Source organism: Paenibacillus sp. YSY-4.3 (genome assembly GCF_054767475.1).
The window spans coordinates 830,832-851,158 of record NZ_BAABMC010000001.1; the positions used below are offsets into that span (position 1 = coordinate 830,832).

Here is a 20,327-nt window from a genome sequence, read left to right on the forward strand (position 1 = left end):
GTTCTTATGTCGGGGAAATTATCAAATTCACAGTGTCAAGCTATCGATTGTATTACTCAGTATGCCCGAACACGAAAATACGCTGCTCAACAATCACTTCTGGAAATTCTACTGATGTCGAATATCCCTTGGCGTACTTTTGAAAATGCTTGTACAAAAATATTTCCGAATGCAAGGGTCGCACTGCATTTTCATCCTGATCGGCCAACAGCGGATATGAAATGTGTGGCTCAGTCATTGCTGGAACAGGGGATCTACAAAAGTCAGTTTGAAACACGTATATCTAATGGCAGCGTATCGGCTTATCCGGGTGGCGCAAGAGATCTATGGGAAAAACGGCTGTTTGGCGGCGCTTACCAGTTAGATGATGTGGCTAATAGTCAGCGGCCCAAATATGGGGCGCTTGATTTAATGATGCACCCGGATGGACCCGCTCCTCGGTTTGGTTCATGTTACTTCCTCCTATCGCCAAATGTCTCTAGTCGCTGTACATATACTTATATGGACTCTCATCAAGATCCAGTAGAAAAAGGCACGTATGAAGAGTTTGATGATATATTAGCAGCTGTTTTTAAAGATGCGTTTTTTCGGAATGATGCTATCGGTGAAAAGAATCTAACACCTAAGAAATTAATCGATCATTTATTAATAAATCTTGAACAGCCATTTAAGGACCCTTCAAAGCGAAAGCCTAATCGAAATCTTAATCACTATATCGAATCCCAGGTACACGGTAATATTATTTTAGAGGAGGACGTAGAAATTCTTGTGGCCGATCCTTCGTTCAAAGGTTCCTTTATAGGGGAAATATTTGAACAAATGTGTATGAAATATTCCATTGAACTATATTGGCATATGGGATTTGCTATGAAAGCAGACGAAATACCTTTAGATTTTAGGGGACCAACTATGCCCTCCTTAGCTAAACGGATAGCCCAAAATGGTTATATTGATGCAAATGTAATCGGGGCTGCTACCTTCGATTTGAAACGTAATCCGGAATTGTGGAAAGACAGAGGAAGTTATGAGGAAGTTCTTCAGGAATTAAAATATCTGTGGCACATACTAGTTCGATATGGGAATCCAATGTGAAATTCGCGAAACTTTATTAAATTAAAGGGTTGAGGTCGCGGACGTTATCGCATTTTTGGTGTCAATCGTGCTAGTTATATCACAGGAACCAGCATATATTGATGGCGGGGCACTCGCTACGCCATTCTAATTCATAAGGAGTATACAATGATGTGGGATCAAGCCTTTGAACATGAATTAACCGAGAAAGCTAGGGCTGTAGAACTTATTAGTATCCTGGATACTCAAAAAACATCGCATGCTTATACGGCAAAATCGGCGGATAAAACGAAAGCGCTTAAATTAATAAGGAGGAATATAAAAGACACTAGGCTTTTGTATGAGCTTGGCTTATATTTTGTGCGAATGGATAATTTTACGGCGAACGAATTAGGCGTCATGATTTTATCCGATTTATTCGAGCTCAACCCGCAAGAAGTAATCAGCGAAGTATATCGAACAGCAGATAGTGAAAATTGGGAAGTTAGGGAGTGGGCAGCAAGTGCAGGCGGTAATATATTAAGCCGCCATTTCCAAATAGCCTACCCAATTCTTTTGAATTGGGTGTGTGATTCCTCCCCTAATATAAGAAGGGCTGCAGCGCTTGCAGTCATGTATGCGGCCAAGGAGTTGCCGGAACGATATAGTGAACAATTAATCTCGTTAGTTGAGCAGTTGCTTCCGGATCGCGACACGTATGTAAGAAAAAACTTAGGGCCATTTGCTATAGGAGGAGCCCTACTGCGATACTATCCCGAGAAGCTTAAGGAGCGGATTAAGAGTTGGCACTTATCGGATAACGAACAAGTGCTATGGAATGTGGCCATGATTTTCACAAGCTCAGAAGGGGCCAAGGATAAAGATTTTGCATTGAAAATTCTAAAAAATCTAGCTCGTGATGATAGGAAATATGTGCAAGGTGCCGTAAAAGCCGCGGTGAAAAATCTTACGAAAAGACATAAAGAAGACTTTTCCTCTATGATCATGGTATGAAAGACGGGGACCTTGAATGGGGAGGACGTTGTCTAATATTTTGCAAAGGTTGGGGCGTTTCGTGAATAACATGGGAATTCAGCGCAAAGACATATAGGTGATTTAAAGGAGGTATGGACATTGACAGATCGCGAGGAAATCTTGACCGGCGGGAATATTAATAAAGTCGTAAAGGTAGGAGAGACAGTACGTCGTGAATCTAAACCAAACTCATATGTAAGTGATTTGCTTAAATACCTTGAGAAGGCTAGTTGCCCATATGTCCCTAGATTTTTAGGGGTAGATGAGAAGGGTAGAGAAGTCTTATCTTACATTGATGGTGTGGTCCCTGGAAACGATTACCCTGAAATTGAAGGCTATATGTGGTCGGATTTGGTGCTAGTTGAATTGGCAAAGCTTTTAAGAAACTTCCATGATGCGACTATAGGATTTACAACATCTGAAATGTCTTCGAATAATTATCCCGAAAAATCCCTGCATGAAGTAGTCTGTCATAACGATGTTGCACTTTATAACGTTGTGTTCAAAGACAAGCTTCCAGTAGGGATTATTGATTTTGATATGGCAGGTCCAGCACCACGAATATGGGATATTGCTTACACTTTGTACACTTCAGTTCCTCTTGCAGGATTCTCGCCGAGTGGGGATGATTATGCGGTTGTTGAATATAACAAAGTAGATCATGCATCCTTACGGAAAGAACGAATAAAACTATTTTTTGATTCCTATGGCATGAATGTGCCGATCGATCTCAAGGGCTGGGTTATTTCTCGCATAAATTTTATGTGTACCACACTGTCGGATCGCGCCGCATCCGGAGACCCTGCCTTTATAAGACTAGTTCAAGAAGGGCATTTGGCTCACTATAAGAAGGAGTTAAACTTTCTTGAGAAACATTTTGAGGATTGGAGTTAATTAGTTGGTTTGTTCGAAGCGATTTTGACGGAATTCAGTCAGACAACCCTGCAAGGCTAGGTGGCGAGCCACCCGGTCACTGGTTTGACTTTAAGCCTCTTGGGTTCGTAGAAACAAAAAGGTTATCTGAAACAGTGAGAGGGTGCTTAAAACAAAAATGAACAAGAAATATGAAATTAAGTTACCCGTGTCAATCTATATTCAAGTGGCAAGTTATATTATTGTAACGCTGTTGATGTTAAAGCTATTGTTCATATCTAATTCATTCGTTCTTTTTGTAATGGCATCAGATTCACGCTTGCACTATCACCCTTTGGTTGCCCAGAAGTATAATCATGGAAGAATACGAAAACGATAGTTGATATAGTCGAAGAGGTTATTATGGGGGAAATTATGAAACTAACATCAATAAAGAAAAAGATAAGAGGAATGAAGAAGAAAGCACGAAAGCTTTCTGCTTGGACAGAATACTATAAACAACTTGATACTGAAGCATTAATAAAATATGAAAAAGAATATGTAAAGATATGGATCAATCCATTTTATAATCTATATCAGATTAATTCCAAAACAATCGGTAGAAAAAATCCTTCTTACAAATTCAGAAAGCAGGTGTTCAATCATTTAATAGAAATCTATCTTGCGTGGGAAGATAAGCTAAAACAAATGGAGGAACCATATTATTTAAAAATATGGTTGGCTGACCCTGAATTTATGGATTCACAAGTAGTTGCGGCTGTGGGAAGTGAGATTGAGTACTATAATAATATTTTTGATAAAAATAAAGAATCTAAAGAATTTCCATTCAATACAAAACATCCATTGTTGGATCTTTTCGAATGGGAAAGATGTATGAACGGATATTACATGTGGGAAAGCGATCTAGAGACATTAGAAGAGATTAATGAAATACGAAAAAAAGCCAATAAAATACATGAATGTTTAATTGATGGGAAGCTGGAGAAATCATATTTTATTTCTACAGGAGATATGTGGACTGGGGCTATTCGAAAAAGTGGCACCATCACCTAATACCATATCTACGCTGCAGCCTCTGCCCTTAGATGGAATTATGAAAGAGGTGTTCGTTAAGACCGGTATTATTTCATACAAGAAATCATATGAACACTGAAGAGAATATGAAACTTTATTTAAATCAAAGGAGTTAAGATGAGTAGAATATTAATGATCAGTGATATCCATGGATGTATTAAACAATTTAATATTGCTTGGTGATTACGTTGATAGAGGACCACGAAGTAAAGAAACAATTGAGCGAGTTAAAGAGTTAGTAAACAACCACAATGTTATTGCATTAAGGGGAAATCATGACCAAAGATTGGTTGACCTTATTAGGACGGACAGTGAGATAGTCCAAGGTAAATTTTTGGAACATGGTGGTATTCAAACGCCGCAAAGTTTTTGTCATTTTGTTAGTGACAATATGGATGTAGAGCTTTTTGAATATCATTTAAGGGATTACTAACAAATCAAAACAAGATGAGTATTTTCAAGTATTGAAATGCTGGCATACATTTAAAAGGAGCAGCCCTTATATAGGACTGCTTCTGCTTTTTTTCTGGAACAGGAACATTTCAACATCATGATTCGTCTTCCTTAAAAAGGGAGTGATTTAATGAATAAGAAATTATGGATTATAATATTGCTGATGCTTTTTATTCTAAATGCATGTACAACAAATGGAAAAGACTCCAATCAAAATTTAGGGAATGAGCCTCCTCAGCCTAAGTTAACAGCAAACGGGAAACAGATTAAAATATATCAAAGTTCATACTGCTGGAGTACGAAATGCGTCGATTATATAAGTTCAAACGAAATGTTAAAGGACAAAGATACAGACAGGATTGTAAAAAATGCGACGATTAGAATTCAGTTTGAAGGAAAGCAGCCAACCGAATTAGTACTTACAAAATATAATTAAGATAAGATTACTCAAGAAACGATAACAGACAACGAGTTTAAGGTTCCAAACACGGAGGGAATATATTACTATACTCTTTCAGCTAATTGGCTAATTGATAAAGAGAATAGAATAGGCGAAGGAGATTCAAGTTATGTATTTGCAATTGAAGTAAATTCAGGCGGATAAATTTCGTGAACAGCAGAACATATGGGAATGGAGACTTATTGGGATGAGATTATATACAGACCCTAAAGGTGAAGCTTATGAGCAGGTAATAGATTTGGCTATACGGAATTCGGAGTTTTTTGTATTAGGGGAAAAAGTTTCGGTTGATGTAGTACGGGATCAATATACTAGCGTCATAAAAGCGCTGGAACCTTATCTGGTGAAAACAATCGTAATTCAAGGCGATAATATGGATGAAGTTACACGAATAAGAGATATTTATCGCAGTAATGCCTTTTATACTGCAGGAACCTACTATTTTTATAGATGCTGCGAAGAAAGCGGAAATGTACTGAAGCAAAGGGCAAACCGGCTGTCGGATTGGATTTATCCGAACCTGCCAGAAGACCTGTGTTTTTTGAAAGAAGGTGGGGGAGACTACCTTTACTCCGTTGTGCATGAACAAATGTATGGTATAAATGTAGCCGAGGAAGAAGCAATTGAACTGATGGATCAAATTTCGGGGCTTTTTTTGGAATTAAAAGCGCACCGGGACCTGGACTGTCTGTTAAATGATGCCATAAAGCATAAAACTGATCGGCTGTATATAAGTGGACATAGGCTAACAGAGCTGCCTGAGAAAATCCAATACCTTACAGAACTGCGTGATCTAGAAATTTTTGAACAGGATCTTTATCGTCTACCCGAAGAGCTGTTCGAGTTAAGCAAGCTTGAAAGGTTAAAAATTCTGACGGCTGATTTGGAGAGTATTCCCGCATCTATATCCAGACTAAAGAATCTGAGAGAGCTTTGCATTCAATGTGGGAGCTCGGATCGACCGATTCCCGGGTATCGGGTTAAGCCAAAAGAAGCAATCAGTCTAAATCGCATCCCACCGGAGGTTGGAGAGCTAGAACAACTTGAGCAGCTTACGATTCAATACACCTCAATCACTGATTTACCGCTCGAGTTAGAGAAACTGAAGCACTTGCGAATTCTGGACTTGGGAGTGTGCATGATCCATCGGAAGCCTGATTTCCTCAAGGGTATGAAGCAGCTGAAATACATTAATATATCACAGGATTCCTTATGGGAAAGTTTAATAGAACAGTAACCAGGTGGTGATCATTTGATCCGGTCTTATATGGAAACAGATCTTAACTATATTGTGGAATCACACTGTCGAATCTATCAGCAAGAATATAAATTTGATGATTCATTTAATGAGTTCATAATGGATTCACTAAACCATTTTCTAAAGAACAAGGATGATAAAAAAGAAAATATTTGGGTTGTTGATCAAGAGGGGATACTTAAAGGCTCAATAGGAATAGTTAAAGTTAGTGACGACATTGCGCAATTACGCTGGTTTCTTATAGAACCAGATCAAAGAGGAAAAGGTTTAGGGAATCAATTGATACATGAAGCTGTAAGATTTTGTAAAGATAATCATTACAAGATAATTATTTTATGGACGAATAAATCATTACATGCTGCAAGAAAATTATATGAAAAAAACGGCTTTGAGGTCTCTGAAGTCAAGAAATCATATCTATCAAATCAGGAAATTTTCGAAGAGAAGTGGGAAATATTATTGTAACTTCCGTTATTTCAAGATCACGAAATCAAGGGAGGTATGATATAAATGTATTCGCAAAATATAATCCATTTTAGCGGGTATTTTGTTTGAAATCGAGATTAACTTGCCTTACCTGTTCGGTGCATGTGTATTGGTCGTGAGCGCATGATGCTGTAGATGCCTTTTAAATAACTCGATAAAATTTTGGGCCGTGTTGGATAAACGATGATTTTTCATCCATACTAACCCAATTGGAGAAGACAATCCAACGGTGGCAGAAATTTTGTACGCATGAATCGGATACCCTTTATGGCGTTTAAGCAATGTTTCCGGAACGATGGATGAACAAAAGTCAGTAGAAACCAAATCCATCAACAGCGCAATATCGGAGCATTCGCCGATAACAGGGGCTTGCAGACGGTGCCGGGAATATGCTTCCAGAATTAAATAGTGCACACCTAGTCCCTGCGTACTTGGCAATAAGAGCCGCTCGTCGGTTATGTCCTCTAGCAATACTTCATGTTCAAATCGTTTCTGTTTCCGGGATGTAATCAAATAAAAAGGCTCAGTATATAGGTGTAGAACAGAAAAATCATCCAATTCAAGCGGCAATCGAATGAATGCCAGTTCAATAGTCCGATCCCGCACTAACTGACAAAGATGGGCGGACTCATTTTGTTGAATTTTATACGTCACCTTTGGGTAATGCTGCTGAAATTGATGAAGGATTTCGGGCAAACCGGTAACCGAAAACGTATTCACGCCAATTGTCAAACTGCCGTTCACTCCGTTTCCAACTTCCTTCACTTCCAATTCGGCCTCTTGCATTAACTGATTCATTTGCAACGCATAGGTATATAACGTTTTTCCTGCCTCCGTTACTTCCATATATTTTCCGTTTCTCTCCACCAGGATTGCACCGAGCTCCTCTTCCATGCCCCTCAATTGTTGGCTTAAAGGAGGCTGAGAAATATGTAGTCTTCTTGCCGCGGCTGATATGCTCCCTTCCTCTACAATTGCAATAAAATATCGCAGTTGTCTGATGTCCATCATTAAGCACACTCCTTTTTTGTATATGATAAACATATAGAAAACTTATTTATTATATATTTTTCATTTAGATATTTTCATGTTAGCATAATGGTCAAGAACGATAAAGGAGGCATATCGGTGTATCGTCTCTTGCTAGTTGTATTTGTTACTTTACTGGCTGCGTGCCAGGCCGATTCCGGCTCTATAAAGCAACTATCGAACGCATCTCAGTCCGAAGAAAAGAAGGTGGAGAACATGAATCAACAATTGATTGTTTCGGCAGAGAAAGGAGATACTGTTCACGTTCTGAAGCTGCTCCAAGATGGAGCAGACATCAATGCGAGGGATGAAAGTGGAAGAACGGCTGTCATGGCAGCAACGTATAGCAACAAAGCAGATATGGTAAAGGTACTGATCCAACATTGCGCGGACATTAACATTCGTGACAACAGTTTAAATAATGTTTTCTTATATGCCGGAGCGTCGGGGTATCTCGAGATTGTAAAACTGGCAATTGACGCCGATGCCGATACGAAGCTGACGAACCGTTTCGGTGGAACGGCTTTGATCCCGGCTTCGGAACGCGGTCATGTTGAAGTTGTTCAAGAATTACTCGAACGTTCTGATGTCGATGTTGATCATATCAACAACTTGAACTGGACGGCACTATTGGAAGCCATCATATTAGGTAACGGAGGCGAGAGACATCAGAGGATCGTCCAACTGTTGATCACTCATGGAGCCGATGTGAATATAGGTGACGGAAATGGGGTCACTCCTTTGGAACATGCTCGGCAAAAAGGGTTCAATGAAATTGCCGATATATTACTCGAAGCAGGGGCATAATCAATCTAAGATTTTTCTGTAGTTCTGATGAAAGGATTGAAGATGTAATGATAAGAGAGATCGATTTGAAGCACCTGAGACGTTGTATTGAACTGGCGAGGGCAGCTTTGGAAGCTGGTGATGAGCCGTTCGGTTCAATTCTGGTTTCCGCCGATGGGGAGGTTCTAGCGGAAGACCATAATCATGTAGCTGGCGGTGACCATACCCAGCACCCCGAATTTGCGTTGGCCCGGTGGGCAGCCGGGAATATGACAGTTGAAGAGAGAAGCAAGGCGACCGTATATACCTCCGGTGAACATTGCCCGATGTGTGCTGCGGCACATGGCTGGGTTGGATTGGGGCGGATCGTTTATGCAAGTTCCTCCAAACAATTGGCACAATGGTTGGAGGAAATGGGAATAGCCGCGTCTCGCGTTCGTAATCTTCCGATTGAAGATGTGATTCGTGATACCGTCGTCGACGGCCCGGTTCCTGAACTCTCAGGGCAAGTTCACCAGCTCCATCGTCAGTTTCACAAGATGCGACGGTGAGAATACGGGTATAATTTGATTTTTTATCATGTTATACCCGTTTTTCTTTCCCATGATTCATGTTGCGGGGTATCACTTCTCGACTACCAGATGTATAATTAGAGAAGAAAGCTCGGACAACATACGACTCAGCCTAAGATAAAAGCTATCTAGGGCTGGGTCGTTTTGTGAATACAGGAAAGTTAGACAAAATCATTGTTAAAAGAAATGTATGTTCTTGTATTAGGTAAAAAATAAAAGCCGAAACCGGCTTTTATTTAAATACTAGATAAAACGTTCTGCAGTTTGAATTATCTTTTCCCGATGTAAGATGAGATCGGAAATCGAGTTTAAAGGGATCGTTGTCTTGTCATCATCATTAAACTGCACACTCTTATTTGAAGTATTGCAAAAAAGTCGACAGATCCATTTCCGAATATTGTTATCAATCAAAATATTGAAATAACTTAAGTTATCTCTATAAGTGATACGATCTGGAGGGATAATATCCATCAAAAGTATTCGTGTTGTTAAATATCCTTCAAGTTCTTCCTGTGTTGTTACAATTTCTGGAGAACTCTCACGAACCTCTTCTATAGTTGAGACAACTTCTAGAGAAGTTTGTTCTGCGTTGGTATTTGCCAGCGCTGACTGAAGCTTGTCGTTCAGGATATCATTTACGAATTCTTTAAATGATCGTTTAACGATTCCGCTAAATTTATCAATCACTTGTCTTGTTTTTTTTCCGGGGTATACGTCAGTCAGAATTGATAAAACAAAGTCATCACTTGGATTGTCCCACTGAACTTTTAAAAATTTTTTAATTTCATTAGTGTATTTTAATTCTGCTGCAGTTGTGTTGATACTTTCTATGTCGAAATTATCTTTTTTAAACTTACTAAGCTCAACAATTTGATGTTCTCTGATATCAAAAAGATTAAATTCAAAAAAAGGGGTGGCATCCATTTTGTTTTGTTCTTCAAGATCGGTATAAAACCTGTAAATAATTCCATTGGTCAAGATGGCAAACTTAGCCTCGGTAGTGCCAAAATATCTAAACAGTTGAGAGTCATGTTTACCTAGTTGTTCTTGAATCGACTTTGCTTCAATGAGAATGACCGGTTTTTTATCTTGCATAATGGCATAGTCGACTTTTTCTCCCTTTTTAATTCCAACATCAGCCACGAATTCCGGTAAAAATTCCTCTGGGTTAAATACATCATATTGCAATGCTTGGAAGAAAGGCATGATTATCGAGGTTTTAGTGGCTTCTTCTGTCAAAATACTCTCTTTCATCTTTTGAACTCTTTTTGCAAGTGATTTAATTTGATCTGTAAATTCCATATGTACATCCCCTAAAAAATTCCCCATCGGCTGGGGGAGTTGCTTCAGCCGCCTTGTCGTCCTGACATTTGCTTTGTTCTCTTTCATAAACTGGCAAGCCTTTTTGAACGAACAAGTAGAGTCCTACTAAATAACTAAGTACAACTAAATTGTACTATAAAAATAAGTATAATAAACAAATTATACAAGAAATTATATTTTTCTGTTAACATATATCCACAATAGAGTTCAAAAATGAAATCGGATAGTTAATTACTGATAAAAAAATCATATATCGAGGTGATCTTGCTTGAAGCGTATATACCTTATTAGACATTGCAAAGCTGATGGTCAAGAACCAGATGCACAATTAACTAGCGAGGGTCAGCTCCAGGCTGATCAACTAGCTGCGCTGTTCATTGCTAAACAGATTGACTATATCATATCCAGTTCATATGAAAGAGCTGTATCTACCATACGTCCGTTGGCTGAGGCTTTAAATATGACAATCCACATGGATAATCGGCTGTGCGAGAGGGTTCTGTCTGCAGAAGAAATTGACGATTGGATGGAGAAATTAAAAGAATCATTTGAAGACTTGGATATGAAGTTATCAGGCGGAGAATCATCACGCGAGGCAATGATGCGTGGGATTTCCGTAATTGAGGAAATAATTGATCGTCCTGAGATGAACATCGTAGTAGTAACGCACGGAAATCTCTTGTCATTAATATTGAAGTATTATGATAATGACATTGGATTCAATGATTGGAGCAGGCTAAGCAATCCGGATGTATTTGAACTTGACCTAAATCGGGAAGAGACAAGACGTATCACTCGAATTTGGACGTAACTTTGCTGCAAATATAAGTTCTTCACGGAAAGAAGTCATAAAATCATGGAGGTCGTAGCAATGGGATATATTATGGATTTAAGGGCATTTGTAGGATCTAGACCTTTAATTATGGTAGGTTCTTGCGTGTTAATATTCAATGAGAATAGAGAGTTGCTTCTTCAAAGGAGAACAGATACAAATGATTGGGGGACCATAGGCGGTGCACTAGAGCTTGGAGAATCGTTGGAAGAAACTGCAGCTCGAGAGCTTTTTGAAGAAACAAGTTTAACAGCAAAATCGTTCAAATTCATAACGATTTTATCTGGTAAAGATATGTATTTCAAATACCCTCATGGTGATGAAATCTATAATGTAATGGCAATTTTTGAGGCTCAAGAGATTGAAGGGAGTCCGAAAGTAAACGACAATGAGAGTCATGAACTGGATTATTTTTCTTTGAGAGAGCCAATCGCGAATTTAAATCCATTTACAGAACATTATCTTAGAAAAGCAGGATACATAACGAAATGGTAAGGGATTGTTTGTTTACAATCAGAAGTATAAATGAATTTAAATAAGGGGAACAACATGAATTTTAAGTCTATTTTTATTTTCTTAATTTTAATAATGATTAGTGCTGGATGTGGGAAAGGACAATTCGTAGAAGTAAAGTATAGCATTGAAAAAGTTCCAGGAGGGAACTTTACAGAAACTGTCAATGGTTACTTTCACAATTTTGATGATATTAGAAGCTGGAGGAAATATGCAACGGATTCATATGTGAAGAGTGTTTATTCATGGTGTACAGGAGATTATTCAGAGGAAGAGACAATAAATGAGATGGTAAAAACCTATTATGAATTAAATAGGCATTCGTTACAGCTAAAGTCTATTGACATAAAGGATATAGAATTTAGTGAAAATAACGATGTGATAATTTCAGTGATTAGAACATGGGAAAATGGTGAGACAGATGGAACTAACTATTCAATTCTGCTTGAAAATAATGAATGGAAGATTGACGACAGGTTTTAATCCTAAAATCAAGGGGGATAACTAGTGATAAGTTATTATGGAGAACTTTGCACGAAAATGTATGAAAGTGATAAATCGTTAGCAGAAGGTAAGGAACTTGATTTTTATCTTTCTTTTGTAGATAGAAAAGATATTAGTGTACTTGAGCCCATGTGTGGAAATGGACGAATGTTGATACCCTTTATGCAACGTGGAATTAATATAGAGGGATTCGATATTTCAGAAGAGATGCTTAAGGTCTGTAGAGAAAAAGGTGATAGATTAAACCTGAAGCCTAATGTGTACTATCAAAAAATCGAAGAATTCGTTAGCCCCAATAGATACGATTTGATTATAATTCCGTTTGGATCTTTTTCACTTTTGCCAAGTGAACTGGTTAATAAAAGTCTAGCCAAGATGAAATCTGTACTGACGATGAATGGGAAGCTTCTTTTGACGATTATGTTAAAAAGTAATGATATAGAAGAGATTTCAGATTGGATTGAATCAGAAAAGAAATATATTAACGATGAACTGATTTTTAAATATAAAAAAGTTCAATATTTCAAAGAACAATCCATGCTCGTCACTAAGTTGAAGTATCAGTTAGTTAAAGAGAACAAAGTCGAAAAGACAGAAATGATGGATTTTCCTCTTCGTCTTTATGATATTAAGGAGTTTGAAAATGTACTTAAGGCAAATGGCTTTCAACATATTCATTTGCATGAAGTGAAGGATGGATATGGAGAAGGAACCTATTTTCATGTGTTTGAGTGTTCACCAACACAGACACCCAATTAAGATAAAAGTTATCTAAAGTGAGTGTCTGTCGGGAACCTAAATCCGCTAAACCAAATTAGTGTATTGGATCGAGGCATCTTTAACTACTCCGAAATGAGCGCAGGCGGTTAACTTTGGTTGCAATCTAGCGACAATGGCTCCGCTTTGAAGTGATTCCTCCATATTTGCAGTGAACTTTTCTATCGGTCTACGGAGTTTACCGAAAAATGTGGTGAATAAATCGCCGGCAAGCAAAATATGATCTTCAGGATGATAATACGCAACATGCCCTGGGCTGTGACCGGGCGTATGAAAAGGAATAAGTCCGCCGTAATTGTTGTCCATGTTAAGTGGTTGTAGAATGTTTTGAGGAAAGGGTTGGATGTCTTTATTTTTGCTTCCTGGTCTTAAAGTGGTGTAAGATCTTTCTCCAGTAAGAAATGGAATCTCAATCTCGTGTGCCGTAATTGGCAATTGCAGGTGTTCCGTTAACGCATAAAGCATTCCGACATGGTCGCCATGGCCATGCGTCAATAGAATCCGGTTTAGGGACCGATTGGGGAATGTGGTGTGCAGAGCTTCTTGTACCGGATTCCACATGGAAGGAAGGCCTCCATCGACAAGAGTCAATCCATTGCGATCCTCAACGATCCAAACCATTACAGGCACCGGCCAATAAGCGCAGCCTGCCCATACATGACGAGTCAATTGCTTCAATTTCATTCGTTTCAACCCCTTTGATTTTGTACACATTGGTACATAATAATCAAAAAAATTTATTTAATCGTGCTCAGGATGATATGCACGTTATTTTTTATATAGTTTTCATCAGGCATAGTTTTGATTACAACATTTAATCCCACCAATGACATTGTTAAAAAATGCGAGGTAGCTTCAATGTCTAAATCTAGTGGAATATCGCCATTTTTTTTTCCATTCAATAGGGCATTTGCAAACAGGTCGATTACCTTTTCTTGAAATTCGCGTCCTTTGGCGGCAATATCCTCATCTTGGGCAGCCAATTCGGCTATAGAATTAACAAAGAAGCAGCCACGTTGAGCAGCCGGGTTCCTTATTGATTCCACAAAGCGAGTAAATACGGCCTCAATACCCCGATAACCCGACTTGTTATATTCCAAGATATCATGGAGTTTGTTTAAATAATTATGTTGATACGCATTTAGCGCCATATCAAACAGCTCGCGCTTATCTCCAAATGCAGCGTACAGACTTGGGCGATTGATTCCCATTTTACTGGCTAAATCTGAAATAGTCGTTGCTTCGTAACCATTCTCCCAAAACAGCTCCAAAGCGTCGTTCAATGCTTTTTTTTCATCAAACTCACGGGGGCGTGCCATTTCTTCACCTCATTTTATACAACTTGGTACATAATGAGATTAACGCACGGATATCCCATTGTCAATATCATCGAACTTATTTTGTGGCTCTGCTAATAAATGAAATGGGTAGTGTATAATAATGGAAGAAAGCTCAGCTAACAAACGCCAAGTTTAAGGTAAGAGCATACATCACAAAACAATATAATGACAGATTGGAATGATAGTATGGGTAACATTGATAAACGAAATAGACTTAGTGAAGATGTGTTCACCTATAAGAGAACTAAAGATAATAAAGTTTTTATTTATTGGATGGGGAAGCAAGTTACTATACTTTCTGGCAAGGCGAGCGATAAATTTTTCAAAGCGATAGAAGGTAAGAGCCATCTGGAAACCCAGTTAGTCCTGGCTAAATTGACCGGAAATTTTAAACGCGGAAATGAGAAGGACGGTAAATAAGTGTAGAAACGCGAAAGACCTGAGGGAAAGACAAATTGGAATAATACCTGATCATAAATTTAAAGAGGCAAAATTTAAGGTGTATCAGGAATTCGAATTTTCTTTTCTAGAAGGTGAATCTTCAGTAATTGCTCAACAAAGAGCAATCAAGACGTTTATGGAACTGCTTAAAACCTATGAAGGAAAGAATATGGTTATTGGCACTCATGAAAAAATACTTTACTCTTTTACCCTTTTTTTTGATAGCTGCAATAATTTCTGCCATTTACTTACCTAGAAACTCAAAACCGTACACTTTTCTTGTAATCATCGTATTCTGGATAACATACTATGGTTGGATTTACTTCGAAAACAAAAATAAACAATGACTTAGATTGGAGTATGCCTTAGCTTTCTGATGAAGTGATTGGAATGGGAAGGATTGTAGGGGATGGACAGATATATTTTTACATTCAAGATGTAGCTGTTGACCCTATTCACCAAGGTCAAGGTATCGGAAGGTTGATAATGGAATCACTATAACGTAATCGCTATGGGTTAAACAAGCATAAGGGCATGACGGGAATGTTCGGAGTAGTTATGTGACAGGACATCTTGTAAAACGGAGGTGAGGTAGGTTGAGATTTCCGATAGTAATTATTTCATTAATCTTGCTAATGACAGGCTGTTCCAACAACAAAAGCTATCAAAATGAGAAGCCATTCCTATTTTCGTATGAATTAAATAAAGTCGAACCTAAACATGGAAAAGAGATAGACCCATGGTTACAAGCAGCTAAAAATGACCCAGAAGTAAAAATACATTCATATGAAACCAACGATGGATATAAGTACAGCTATGTTAAAGGATACAAAGATGTCGATGTTTCTTATATTTATGCAAATAATGAGGGAAAATTAAAACAAAAATTTATTAAAGGTTCCAATGATGATGAGGTTCTTGTCCAAGTTAAATATAATAAATCAATTTGTTGCAGTACAAATATTTATGAAACTGATGATAATAATGAATGAGATAAAACTTCTAACTATTAGGATTGTTGCCTTGATTAATGGGTGACGGAGAGGGGATAAGGTCGATGCGTAAAGAATGGATATCAACGCTACTTGTTGCCGTACTCATATTGATGGTAGCAGGGTGTACGGGGCAACACAATCCAGCCGAACAATCGCTGGAGAATGGATCTCCAACGAATCAGCATGCGTACAAGGAAGCGCCTGACGGGGTTAACGAAGCGGAAGAAAAAGATGCGCTTGAGCCGGACACAGCAACCGACGCAGCGAAGATATCGGTTATGGTCGGTAGCGACGTCAAGTTGGAAACCTCATTGGAGCATGAAACGGCGATATTCGATGGAACGGAGTATACGATCGAACCCTATGCAGTGACCTTCGCGTTGCGAACGACTATGGGCGATCCTGTTGTAGAGGGCGAGAGAATCGTTTTTTCAAGTGAATTGTCTGGAGTAGCAACGATCTCGTATGAAGTGATGGAGAATACATCATTAAATGAAGCGGTGGCCAAGGAACTGCAAGATCACGATGGTTCCTTCTCCGGTGAGTTTATCGAGACTACCTCAAATGGCGGACTGAAGGGCAAGCATAATCAATATAAAGAGGATTCGTTCTTTTCCGGTGTTCTTTTCTACGAGTTCGATCGACATGTGCTCCGGATTGAGTATCACTGTCCCATCGCTGGCGTCGACGCCATGGTTCGAATTGTAAATGAAACCATGGACTCGGTAAGATGGGTGAGTAACTAGCATAGGCAAAACTCCACTTTCTTGGGGGATAACATGGAACTAAATCATAAAAATAAAATTAATAAATCTAATAAACCTTCAGGCCATGAGCAAGTATTAGAGTTTCTGGAGAAGCTTGATCATCCATTAAAACCGGAAATCGACGAAATTCGAAAAATCATCTTGAATTCACATGACCAATTATCAGAGCACATTAAATGGAATGCGCCTAGCTTTTGTGTTAATAATCAAGATAGAATCACTTTCAATTTTCATGGGAAAGAAGGATTTCGCCTAGTTTTTCACTGTGGATCAAAGAAAACAGATTATGCGGATAAAGGTCCCCTTCTAAAAGATGATACAGGGCTATTAGATTGGGTGACCGGTGATAGAGCCACTGTAACTTTTGCATCGGCAAGTGATGTGGAGGATAAGAAAAGTAAACTAATTGAAGTTGTATCGAAATGGATCGAAGTGACGAAGGATATTTAGCAAGTTTCCATTGAAGGCAAAATGACAAAACTTAAGTGGGAACATACTAGGAAAAGAGCGAGGTGATTGTGAAGTGACCAATCAAAATGGAGTGCGTATTTTCGATCGACAGGCCAAAACGTATGCAAGGCGACGAAAAAAACTCCAAATGGCTGGCGAACGAAGCCGTTTATTGAGACATGCCGCGGGTAAGGTATTGGAAGTATCGGTTGGGGCTGGAAATAATTTTCCGTTCTACCCGAAGGGTGTTCATGTGACGGCGGTCGATTTCAGCCCAAAGATGATTGAAAAAGCGAAGGAGGCCGCAGCGGAATGCGGCGTAGATTGCGAGTTGTTGGTTTCCGATGTGGAGAGCCTGGAATTCCCAGAGAACTCATTTGATACCGTCGTATCCACTTTGTCTTTATGCGCGTACAGGAAGCCAGAAGAGGTTTTAGGCAAAATGAAGGCATGGGTAAAAGACAAAGGGAATATCCTGTTGTTCGAACACGGTATCAGTACGAATCCGACCTACGCATGGTTCCAGAATCGATTTGATGGATTATCTGTAAAATTAGTCGGCTGCCATCAGAATAGGGACATTCTGAAGATGGTATATGATGTTGGAATTGAAATTGAACACTTGGAACGAATGATGGTAAATTCAGTGTTTCTTATTCGAGCTACCGTACGAAAATAATGCAAGTACGTTACCAGTAATATTATCATCGGAAATTTTAATAAGGTTGGTGAAAAAATGATCTATCGGAGAAAGACATATATCGTGGAATCTTCATTTGTGGAGGAGTTTAATGCTTTATTTAACGACATTCTCTTACCATCTCAATTGAAGTATGGAGCTAGACTAATCGGCAGATGGCATCTTGAAGTGGATCAGAACACGAGTGAGATTTTTGCCCTCTGGGAATATGATACATTTGAACAGTACGAGGAGATTGAAACTAAGATAAAAGCAGATGAAGAACATGTAACAAGAGTCCAAGAGCGATTTGATCAGATTGGCAGAGAGCGTTTTAAAGAAGTACTAAAACAAGAGATCAAACAGGAATTTATCACCTCAACCGTAGATAGAGACAAAACTATTTTAAAGCCGATATTTTAACCATTTTAAGAGAGTAGGTGATTGTTCGTTGGTTTTAATACGTAAATATAATTCAAGTGATCTAGAAGCTGTAACTGATTTAATGACTGATTTAGGGTATCCAACGGAAGTGCATAGCATGAAGCAGAGAATGAAGCTGATAGAGAATAACCCGGATTATTTTACATTCGTGGCAACTCAAGATCATGAAGTAGTTGGAATGATTGGTACTCGCTTAGTACACTATTACGAAGGCGATGGAGTTACAGTACAAATTTCAATCGTAGTTGTTAGAGAGGATTTTCAGGGTAAAGGAATAGGAAAGGAGCTACTTGGATTTATAGAGAATTGGGCTAAGGAGAAGGGTGCAAATAGTCTTTATTTAACAAGCGGTATAAAACCAGAACGAATAAAAGCACATGAATTTTATAAGAAACATGGTTTTGATATCAATGGATATAGATTCGTTAAGAGGTTGGAAATGGTTCATGAATAGGAGGCAAATTATGATACTCAGATTTCATCATGCACAAATTACAATTCCAAAGGGCCAAGAAGAAGAGGCAAGGAAGTTCTATTGTGGGGTATTACAACTGAAAGAAATACAAAAGCCTGAAAGTTTACTTGGCAGAGGTGGATTTTGGGTTGAAGTTGGCGATCAACAGTTGCATATTGGAACTGAAGCTGGAGTTGATCGTTTATTAACAAAAGCTCATCTCGCCTATACCTATTCCAGGGTTTGAAAGATTTGAATTTAGAGATCCATTTGGAAACAGAGTAGAATGTATAAAGCCAGTAAAATAGAAAATTTCAGCTGGAGCACAAATATTCCTAAGATAATTGGGGTAAAATGGTTTAATTGTAATATATTATTTGGCATTCTGATCATTTATACTAGAGACACCTGGCAAAAAGCGGCTTTCATTATGAAAAGGTAGCAGCAGCAATCTTTTTATTTGAAAGCGCTTTTTTGTTGGGATACTGAAATCACAAGGAGATGAGGCCAAATCTCTAATTTCATAGAGAGAGTTGCAGCGACCAGGAGTGAAGGGAGTAACTATACTCGTATTTAATGACGAGGAGGTACTATTATGTTCAAAGCAAAACTAGCTAAAGGAGCGCTGGCTCTTGCGCTCTTCGGTTCATTGTTCTCTCTTCCGATGATGCCCGCCGCCAGTGCTGCCGATGCCAACTGCCCGAATGGCTACGTTGGCCTGACGTTCGACGATGGTCCTAATCCCGGTAACACGACAAACCTGCTTAATGCACTGAAGCAGTCTGGCCTGCGTGCAACGATGTTCAATACGGGACAAAATGCACAGAATTACCCGTCTTTGGTGCGGGACCAGGTGAGCGCAGGCATGTGGGTTGGCAACCACTCTTATACACATCCGCATATGACTACTCTGAGCAGTTCGCAGATGTCTTCGGAAATTACACGAACACAGCAGGCGATCCAGTCGGCTACCGGGTCTGCACCGAAGCTGTTCCGTCCGCCGTACGGCGAGACGAATGCCACTTTGAAGTCTATCTTGTCCCAGAACGGTCTTACTGAAGTGCTCTGGAATGTTGACTCCCAGGATTGGAACGGCGCCAGCACCGCCCAAATCGTAGCCGCAGCAGGCAGACTGCAAAACGGTGATGTGATTCTGATGCATGACCAGTACCAAGCAACGCTCCAGGCGATCCCGCAGATTGCGCAAAATCTCAAGAACCGTGGCCTTTGCTCCGGGATGATCTCGCCAAGCACCGGCCGGGCAGTTGCGCCTGACGGCGGGGGCACAACTCCTCCTGTTACAGGTACGAAGATAGAAGCCGAGAGTATGACCAAGAGCGGTCAGTACACGGGGAATATCAGCTCACCATTCAATGGAGTAGCTTTATATGCCAACAACGATTCGGTGAAATTCACGCAGAATTTCACGACTGGTACTCATAATTTTTCACTCCGTGGTGCTTCGAATAACTCCAACATGGCCAGGGTCGATTTGAAAATCGGCGGGCAAACGAAGGGGACCTTTTATTTCGGCGGTAGCAGCCCTGCGGTCTATACCTTAAACAATGTCAGCCATGGAACGGGAAATCAAGTGGTTGAGCTTGTGGTAACCGCCGATAACGGAACATGGGATGCTTTCCTTGATTACCTGGAGATCCAATAAAACTCGGATGGGCAACTGATCCTGTGTAGTGGATGTGTTGAATACTGACTGTTCCGCAAGTAAAATCCT

27 protein-coding genes and 2 pseudogenes are annotated in these 20,327 nt (G+C 39.3%); 25 read left to right on the forward strand and 4 right to left on the reverse strand.

Features of this window, described 5'->3' with window-relative positions; translation table 11 throughout:
* Positions 1-6 precede the first annotated feature (6 nt).
* The 8 genes from ACYUJT_RS03880 (at position 7) to ACYUJT_RS03915 (ending at position 6,668) form a co-directional block, all read left to right on the forward strand.
* Positions 7-1,092: a DUF3626 domain-containing protein gene (locus ACYUJT_RS03880; RefSeq protein WP_460318944.1), complete on the forward strand. Its 1,086-nt coding sequence runs from the start codon at positions 7-9 to the stop codon at positions 1,090-1,092.
* Between the two features lie 150 nt (positions 1,093-1,242).
* On the forward strand, positions 1,243-2,064 hold the full coding sequence (locus ACYUJT_RS03885) for a DNA alkylation repair protein (RefSeq protein ID WP_460318945.1): 822 nt from the start codon (positions 1,243-1,245) through the stop codon (positions 2,062-2,064).
* Positions 2,065-2,184: 120 nt separating this feature from the next.
* Positions 2,185-2,979: an aminoglycoside phosphotransferase family protein gene (locus tag ACYUJT_RS03890; RefSeq protein WP_460318946.1), complete on the forward strand. Its 795-nt coding sequence runs from the start codon at positions 2,185-2,187 to the stop codon at positions 2,977-2,979.
* A gap of 381 nt (positions 2,980-3,360) precedes the next feature.
* Complete coding sequence (locus ACYUJT_RS03895) at positions 3,361-4,011, forward strand: hypothetical protein (RefSeq protein WP_460318947.1); 651 nt, start codon at positions 3,361-3,363, stop codon at positions 4,009-4,011.
* Positions 4,012-4,180: 169 nt separating this feature from the next.
* Positions 4,181-4,465, forward strand: coding sequence for a metallophosphoesterase (locus ACYUJT_RS03900; protein ID WP_460318948.1), 285 nt, complete (start codon positions 4,181-4,183; stop codon positions 4,463-4,465).
* Between the two features lie 150 nt (positions 4,466-4,615).
* A complete protein-coding gene (locus ACYUJT_RS03905) occupies positions 4,616-4,921 on the forward strand; it encodes a hypothetical protein (RefSeq protein ID WP_460318949.1) in 306 nt (101 codons plus the stop codon).
* A 211-nt stretch (positions 4,922-5,132) separates the two neighbouring features.
* On the forward strand, positions 5,133-6,182 hold the full coding sequence (locus tag ACYUJT_RS03910) for a leucine-rich repeat domain-containing protein (RefSeq protein ID WP_460318951.1): 1,050 nt from the start codon (positions 5,133-5,135) through the stop codon (positions 6,180-6,182).
* Positions 6,183-6,197: 15 nt separating this feature from the next.
* Positions 6,198-6,668 carry a GNAT family N-acetyltransferase gene (locus ACYUJT_RS03915; protein WP_460318952.1) on the forward strand — a complete coding sequence of 157 codons (471 nt, stop codon included), beginning with the start codon at positions 6,198-6,200 and terminating at the stop codon, positions 6,666-6,668.
* 108 nt (positions 6,669-6,776) lie between these two features.
* Here ACYUJT_RS03915 and ACYUJT_RS03920 read toward each other — a convergent pair whose 3' ends face one another.
* Positions 6,777-7,697, reverse strand: a complete 921-nt coding sequence (locus ACYUJT_RS03920) for a LysR family transcriptional regulator (protein WP_460319760.1) — start codon at positions 7,695-7,697, stop codon at positions 6,777-6,779.
* 120 nt (positions 7,698-7,817) lie between these two features.
* On the opposite strand from ACYUJT_RS03920, the gene ACYUJT_RS03925 reads away from it, so the two are divergent.
* Positions 7,818-8,525, forward strand: coding sequence for an ankyrin repeat domain-containing protein (locus ACYUJT_RS03925; RefSeq protein WP_460318953.1), 708 nt, complete (start codon positions 7,818-7,820; stop codon positions 8,523-8,525).
* 47 nt (positions 8,526-8,572) lie between these two features.
* Entirely contained in the window at positions 8,573-9,055 is a 483-nt protein-coding gene (locus ACYUJT_RS03930) for a nucleoside deaminase (protein ID WP_460318954.1), read from the forward strand.
* A gap of 264 nt (positions 9,056-9,319) precedes the next feature.
* Here the strand turns inward: ACYUJT_RS03930 and ACYUJT_RS03935 are convergent, their stop codons facing one another.
* Positions 9,320-10,378, reverse strand: coding sequence for a type I restriction endonuclease (locus ACYUJT_RS03935; RefSeq protein WP_460319761.1), 1,059 nt, complete (start codon positions 10,376-10,378; stop codon positions 9,320-9,322).
* Positions 10,379-10,667: 289 nt separating this feature from the next.
* Here ACYUJT_RS03935 and ACYUJT_RS03940 point away from each other — a divergent pair, with 289 nt between their 5' ends.
* From ACYUJT_RS03940 to ACYUJT_RS03955, 4 genes are read left to right on the forward strand one after another with little or no spacing between them, the layout of a single operon-like run.
* Positions 10,668-11,210 carry a histidine phosphatase family protein gene (locus ACYUJT_RS03940; RefSeq protein WP_460318957.1) on the forward strand — a complete coding sequence of 181 codons (543 nt, stop codon included), beginning with the start codon at positions 10,668-10,670 and terminating at the stop codon, positions 11,208-11,210.
* Positions 11,211-11,270: 60 nt separating this feature from the next.
* On the forward strand, positions 11,271-11,726 hold the full coding sequence (locus tag ACYUJT_RS03945) for an NUDIX hydrolase (RefSeq protein WP_460318959.1): 456 nt from the start codon (positions 11,271-11,273) through the stop codon (positions 11,724-11,726).
* A 54-nt stretch (positions 11,727-11,780) separates the two neighbouring features.
* Positions 11,781-12,227, forward strand: a complete 447-nt coding sequence (locus tag ACYUJT_RS03950; protein WP_460318960.1) for a hypothetical protein — start codon at positions 11,781-11,783, stop codon at positions 12,225-12,227.
* A 57-nt stretch (positions 12,228-12,284) separates the two neighbouring features.
* Positions 12,285-13,007 (forward strand): class I SAM-dependent methyltransferase, encoded by a 723-nt coding sequence (locus ACYUJT_RS03955; RefSeq protein ID WP_460319763.1) that lies wholly within the window; start codon positions 12,285-12,287, stop codon positions 13,005-13,007.
* A 45-nt stretch (positions 13,008-13,052) separates the two neighbouring features.
* Here ACYUJT_RS03955 and ACYUJT_RS03960 read toward each other — a convergent pair whose 3' ends face one another.
* Both ACYUJT_RS03960 and ACYUJT_RS03965 read right to left on the reverse strand, forming a co-directional pair.
* Entirely contained in the window at positions 13,053-13,709 is a 657-nt protein-coding gene (locus tag ACYUJT_RS03960; protein ID WP_460318962.1) for an MBL fold metallo-hydrolase, read from the reverse strand.
* Positions 13,710-13,762: 53 nt separating this feature from the next.
* Positions 13,763-14,344, reverse strand: coding sequence for a TetR/AcrR family transcriptional regulator (locus tag ACYUJT_RS03965; RefSeq protein ID WP_460318963.1), 582 nt, complete (start codon positions 14,342-14,344; stop codon positions 13,763-13,765).
* A gap of 207 nt (positions 14,345-14,551) precedes the next feature.
* On the opposite strand from ACYUJT_RS03965, the gene ACYUJT_RS03970 reads away from it, so the two are divergent.
* The 11 genes and pseudogenes from ACYUJT_RS03970 (at position 14,552) to ACYUJT_RS04020 (ending at position 20,258) form a co-directional block, all read left to right on the forward strand.
* Entirely contained in the window at positions 14,552-14,785 is a 234-nt protein-coding gene (locus ACYUJT_RS03970) for a hypothetical protein (RefSeq protein WP_460319764.1), read from the forward strand.
* Entirely contained in the window at positions 14,766-15,062 is a 297-nt protein-coding gene (locus ACYUJT_RS03975) for a histidine phosphatase family protein (protein WP_460318965.1), read from the forward strand. The genes ACYUJT_RS03970 and ACYUJT_RS03975 overlap by 20 nt, the downstream gene beginning before the upstream one ends.
* Positions 15,063-15,178: 116 nt before the next feature.
* Positions 15,179-15,304, forward strand: a pseudogene (locus ACYUJT_RS03980) (GNAT family N-acetyltransferase); the annotation flags it as partial.
* Between the two features lie 98 nt (positions 15,305-15,402).
* Positions 15,403-15,798 (forward strand): hypothetical protein, encoded by a 396-nt coding sequence (locus ACYUJT_RS03985; RefSeq protein WP_460318967.1) that lies wholly within the window; start codon positions 15,403-15,405, stop codon positions 15,796-15,798.
* Between the two features lie 65 nt (positions 15,799-15,863).
* A complete protein-coding gene (locus ACYUJT_RS03990; RefSeq protein WP_460318968.1) occupies positions 15,864-16,547 on the forward strand; it encodes a hypothetical protein in 684 nt (227 codons plus the stop codon).
* 33 nt (positions 16,548-16,580) lie between these two features.
* Positions 16,581-17,018, forward strand: a complete 438-nt coding sequence (locus ACYUJT_RS03995) for a DUF1801 domain-containing protein (RefSeq protein ID WP_460318970.1) — start codon at positions 16,581-16,583, stop codon at positions 17,016-17,018.
* A gap of 73 nt (positions 17,019-17,091) precedes the next feature.
* Positions 17,092-17,697, forward strand: a complete 606-nt coding sequence (locus ACYUJT_RS04000) for a class I SAM-dependent methyltransferase (RefSeq protein WP_460318972.1) — start codon at positions 17,092-17,094, stop codon at positions 17,695-17,697.
* 84 nt (positions 17,698-17,781) lie between these two features.
* On the forward strand, positions 17,782-18,120 hold the full coding sequence (locus ACYUJT_RS04005; RefSeq protein WP_460318973.1) for an NIPSNAP family protein: 339 nt from the start codon (positions 17,782-17,784) through the stop codon (positions 18,118-18,120).
* 28 nt (positions 18,121-18,148) lie between these two features.
* On the forward strand, positions 18,149-18,595 hold the full coding sequence (locus tag ACYUJT_RS04010) for a GNAT family N-acetyltransferase (protein WP_460318974.1): 447 nt from the start codon (positions 18,149-18,151) through the stop codon (positions 18,593-18,595).
* Between the two features lie 10 nt (positions 18,596-18,605).
* A pseudogene (locus tag ACYUJT_RS04015) lies at positions 18,606-18,903 on the forward strand (VOC family protein).
* A 287-nt stretch (positions 18,904-19,190) separates the two neighbouring features.
* Positions 19,191-20,258: a polysaccharide deacetylase family protein gene (locus tag ACYUJT_RS04020; RefSeq protein ID WP_460318975.1), complete on the forward strand. Its 1,068-nt coding sequence runs from the start codon at positions 19,191-19,193 to the stop codon at positions 20,256-20,258.
* Positions 20,259-20,327: the final 69 nt, after the last annotated feature.

Excerpts from the sequence above, each read along its gene's own strand:
- ACYUJT_RS03960 (WP_460318962.1), bottom strand. The coding sequence starts at position 13,709 with ATGAAATTGAAGCAATTGACTCGTCATGTATGGGCAGGCTGCGCTTAT.
- ACYUJT_RS03895 (WP_460318947.1), top strand. The coding sequence starts at position 3,361 with ATGGGGGAAATTATGAAACTAACATCAATAAAGAAAAAGATAAGAGGA.
- ACYUJT_RS03965 (WP_460318963.1), bottom strand. The coding sequence starts at position 14,344 with ATGGCACGCCCCCGTGAGTTTGATGAAAAAAAAGCATTGAACGACGCT.
- ACYUJT_RS03970 (WP_460319764.1), top strand. The coding sequence starts at position 14,552 with ATGGGTAACATTGATAAACGAAATAGACTTAGTGAAGATGTGTTCACC.
- ACYUJT_RS03920 (WP_460319760.1), bottom strand. The coding sequence starts at position 7,697 with ATGGACATCAGACAACTGCGATATTTTATTGCAATTGTAGAGGAAGGG.
- ACYUJT_RS03995 (WP_460318970.1), top strand. The coding sequence starts at position 16,581 with ATGGAACTAAATCATAAAAATAAAATTAATAAATCTAATAAACCTTCA.
- ACYUJT_RS03880 (WP_460318944.1), top strand. The coding sequence starts at position 7 with ATGTCGGGGAAATTATCAAATTCACAGTGTCAAGCTATCGATTGTATT.
- ACYUJT_RS03930 (WP_460318954.1), top strand. The coding sequence starts at position 8,573 with ATGATAAGAGAGATCGATTTGAAGCACCTGAGACGTTGTATTGAACTG.
- ACYUJT_RS03955 (WP_460319763.1), top strand. The coding sequence starts at position 12,285 with ATGTATGAAAGTGATAAATCGTTAGCAGAAGGTAAGGAACTTGATTTT.
- ACYUJT_RS03885 (WP_460318945.1), top strand. The coding sequence starts at position 1,243 with ATGTGGGATCAAGCCTTTGAACATGAATTAACCGAGAAAGCTAGGGCT.
- ACYUJT_RS03900 (WP_460318948.1), top strand. The coding sequence starts at position 4,181 with ATGGATGTATTAAACAATTTAATATTGCTTGGTGATTACGTTGATAGA.
- ACYUJT_RS03905 (WP_460318949.1), top strand. The coding sequence starts at position 4,616 with ATGAATAAGAAATTATGGATTATAATATTGCTGATGCTTTTTATTCTA.
- ACYUJT_RS04020 (WP_460318975.1), top strand. The coding sequence starts at position 19,191 with ATGTTCAAAGCAAAACTAGCTAAAGGAGCGCTGGCTCTTGCGCTCTTC.
- ACYUJT_RS03990 (WP_460318968.1), top strand. The coding sequence starts at position 15,864 with ATGCGTAAAGAATGGATATCAACGCTACTTGTTGCCGTACTCATATTG.
- ACYUJT_RS03945 (WP_460318959.1), top strand. The coding sequence starts at position 11,271 with ATGGGATATATTATGGATTTAAGGGCATTTGTAGGATCTAGACCTTTA.
- ACYUJT_RS03935 (WP_460319761.1), bottom strand. The coding sequence starts at position 10,378 with ATGGAATTTACAGATCAAATTAAATCACTTGCAAAAAGAGTTCAAAAG.
- ACYUJT_RS03975 (WP_460318965.1), top strand. The coding sequence starts at position 14,766 with ATGAGAAGGACGGTAAATAAGTGTAGAAACGCGAAAGACCTGAGGGAA.
- ACYUJT_RS03950 (WP_460318960.1), top strand. The coding sequence starts at position 11,781 with ATGAATTTTAAGTCTATTTTTATTTTCTTAATTTTAATAATGATTAGT.
- ACYUJT_RS03910 (WP_460318951.1), top strand. The coding sequence starts at position 5,133 with ATGAGATTATATACAGACCCTAAAGGTGAAGCTTATGAGCAGGTAATA.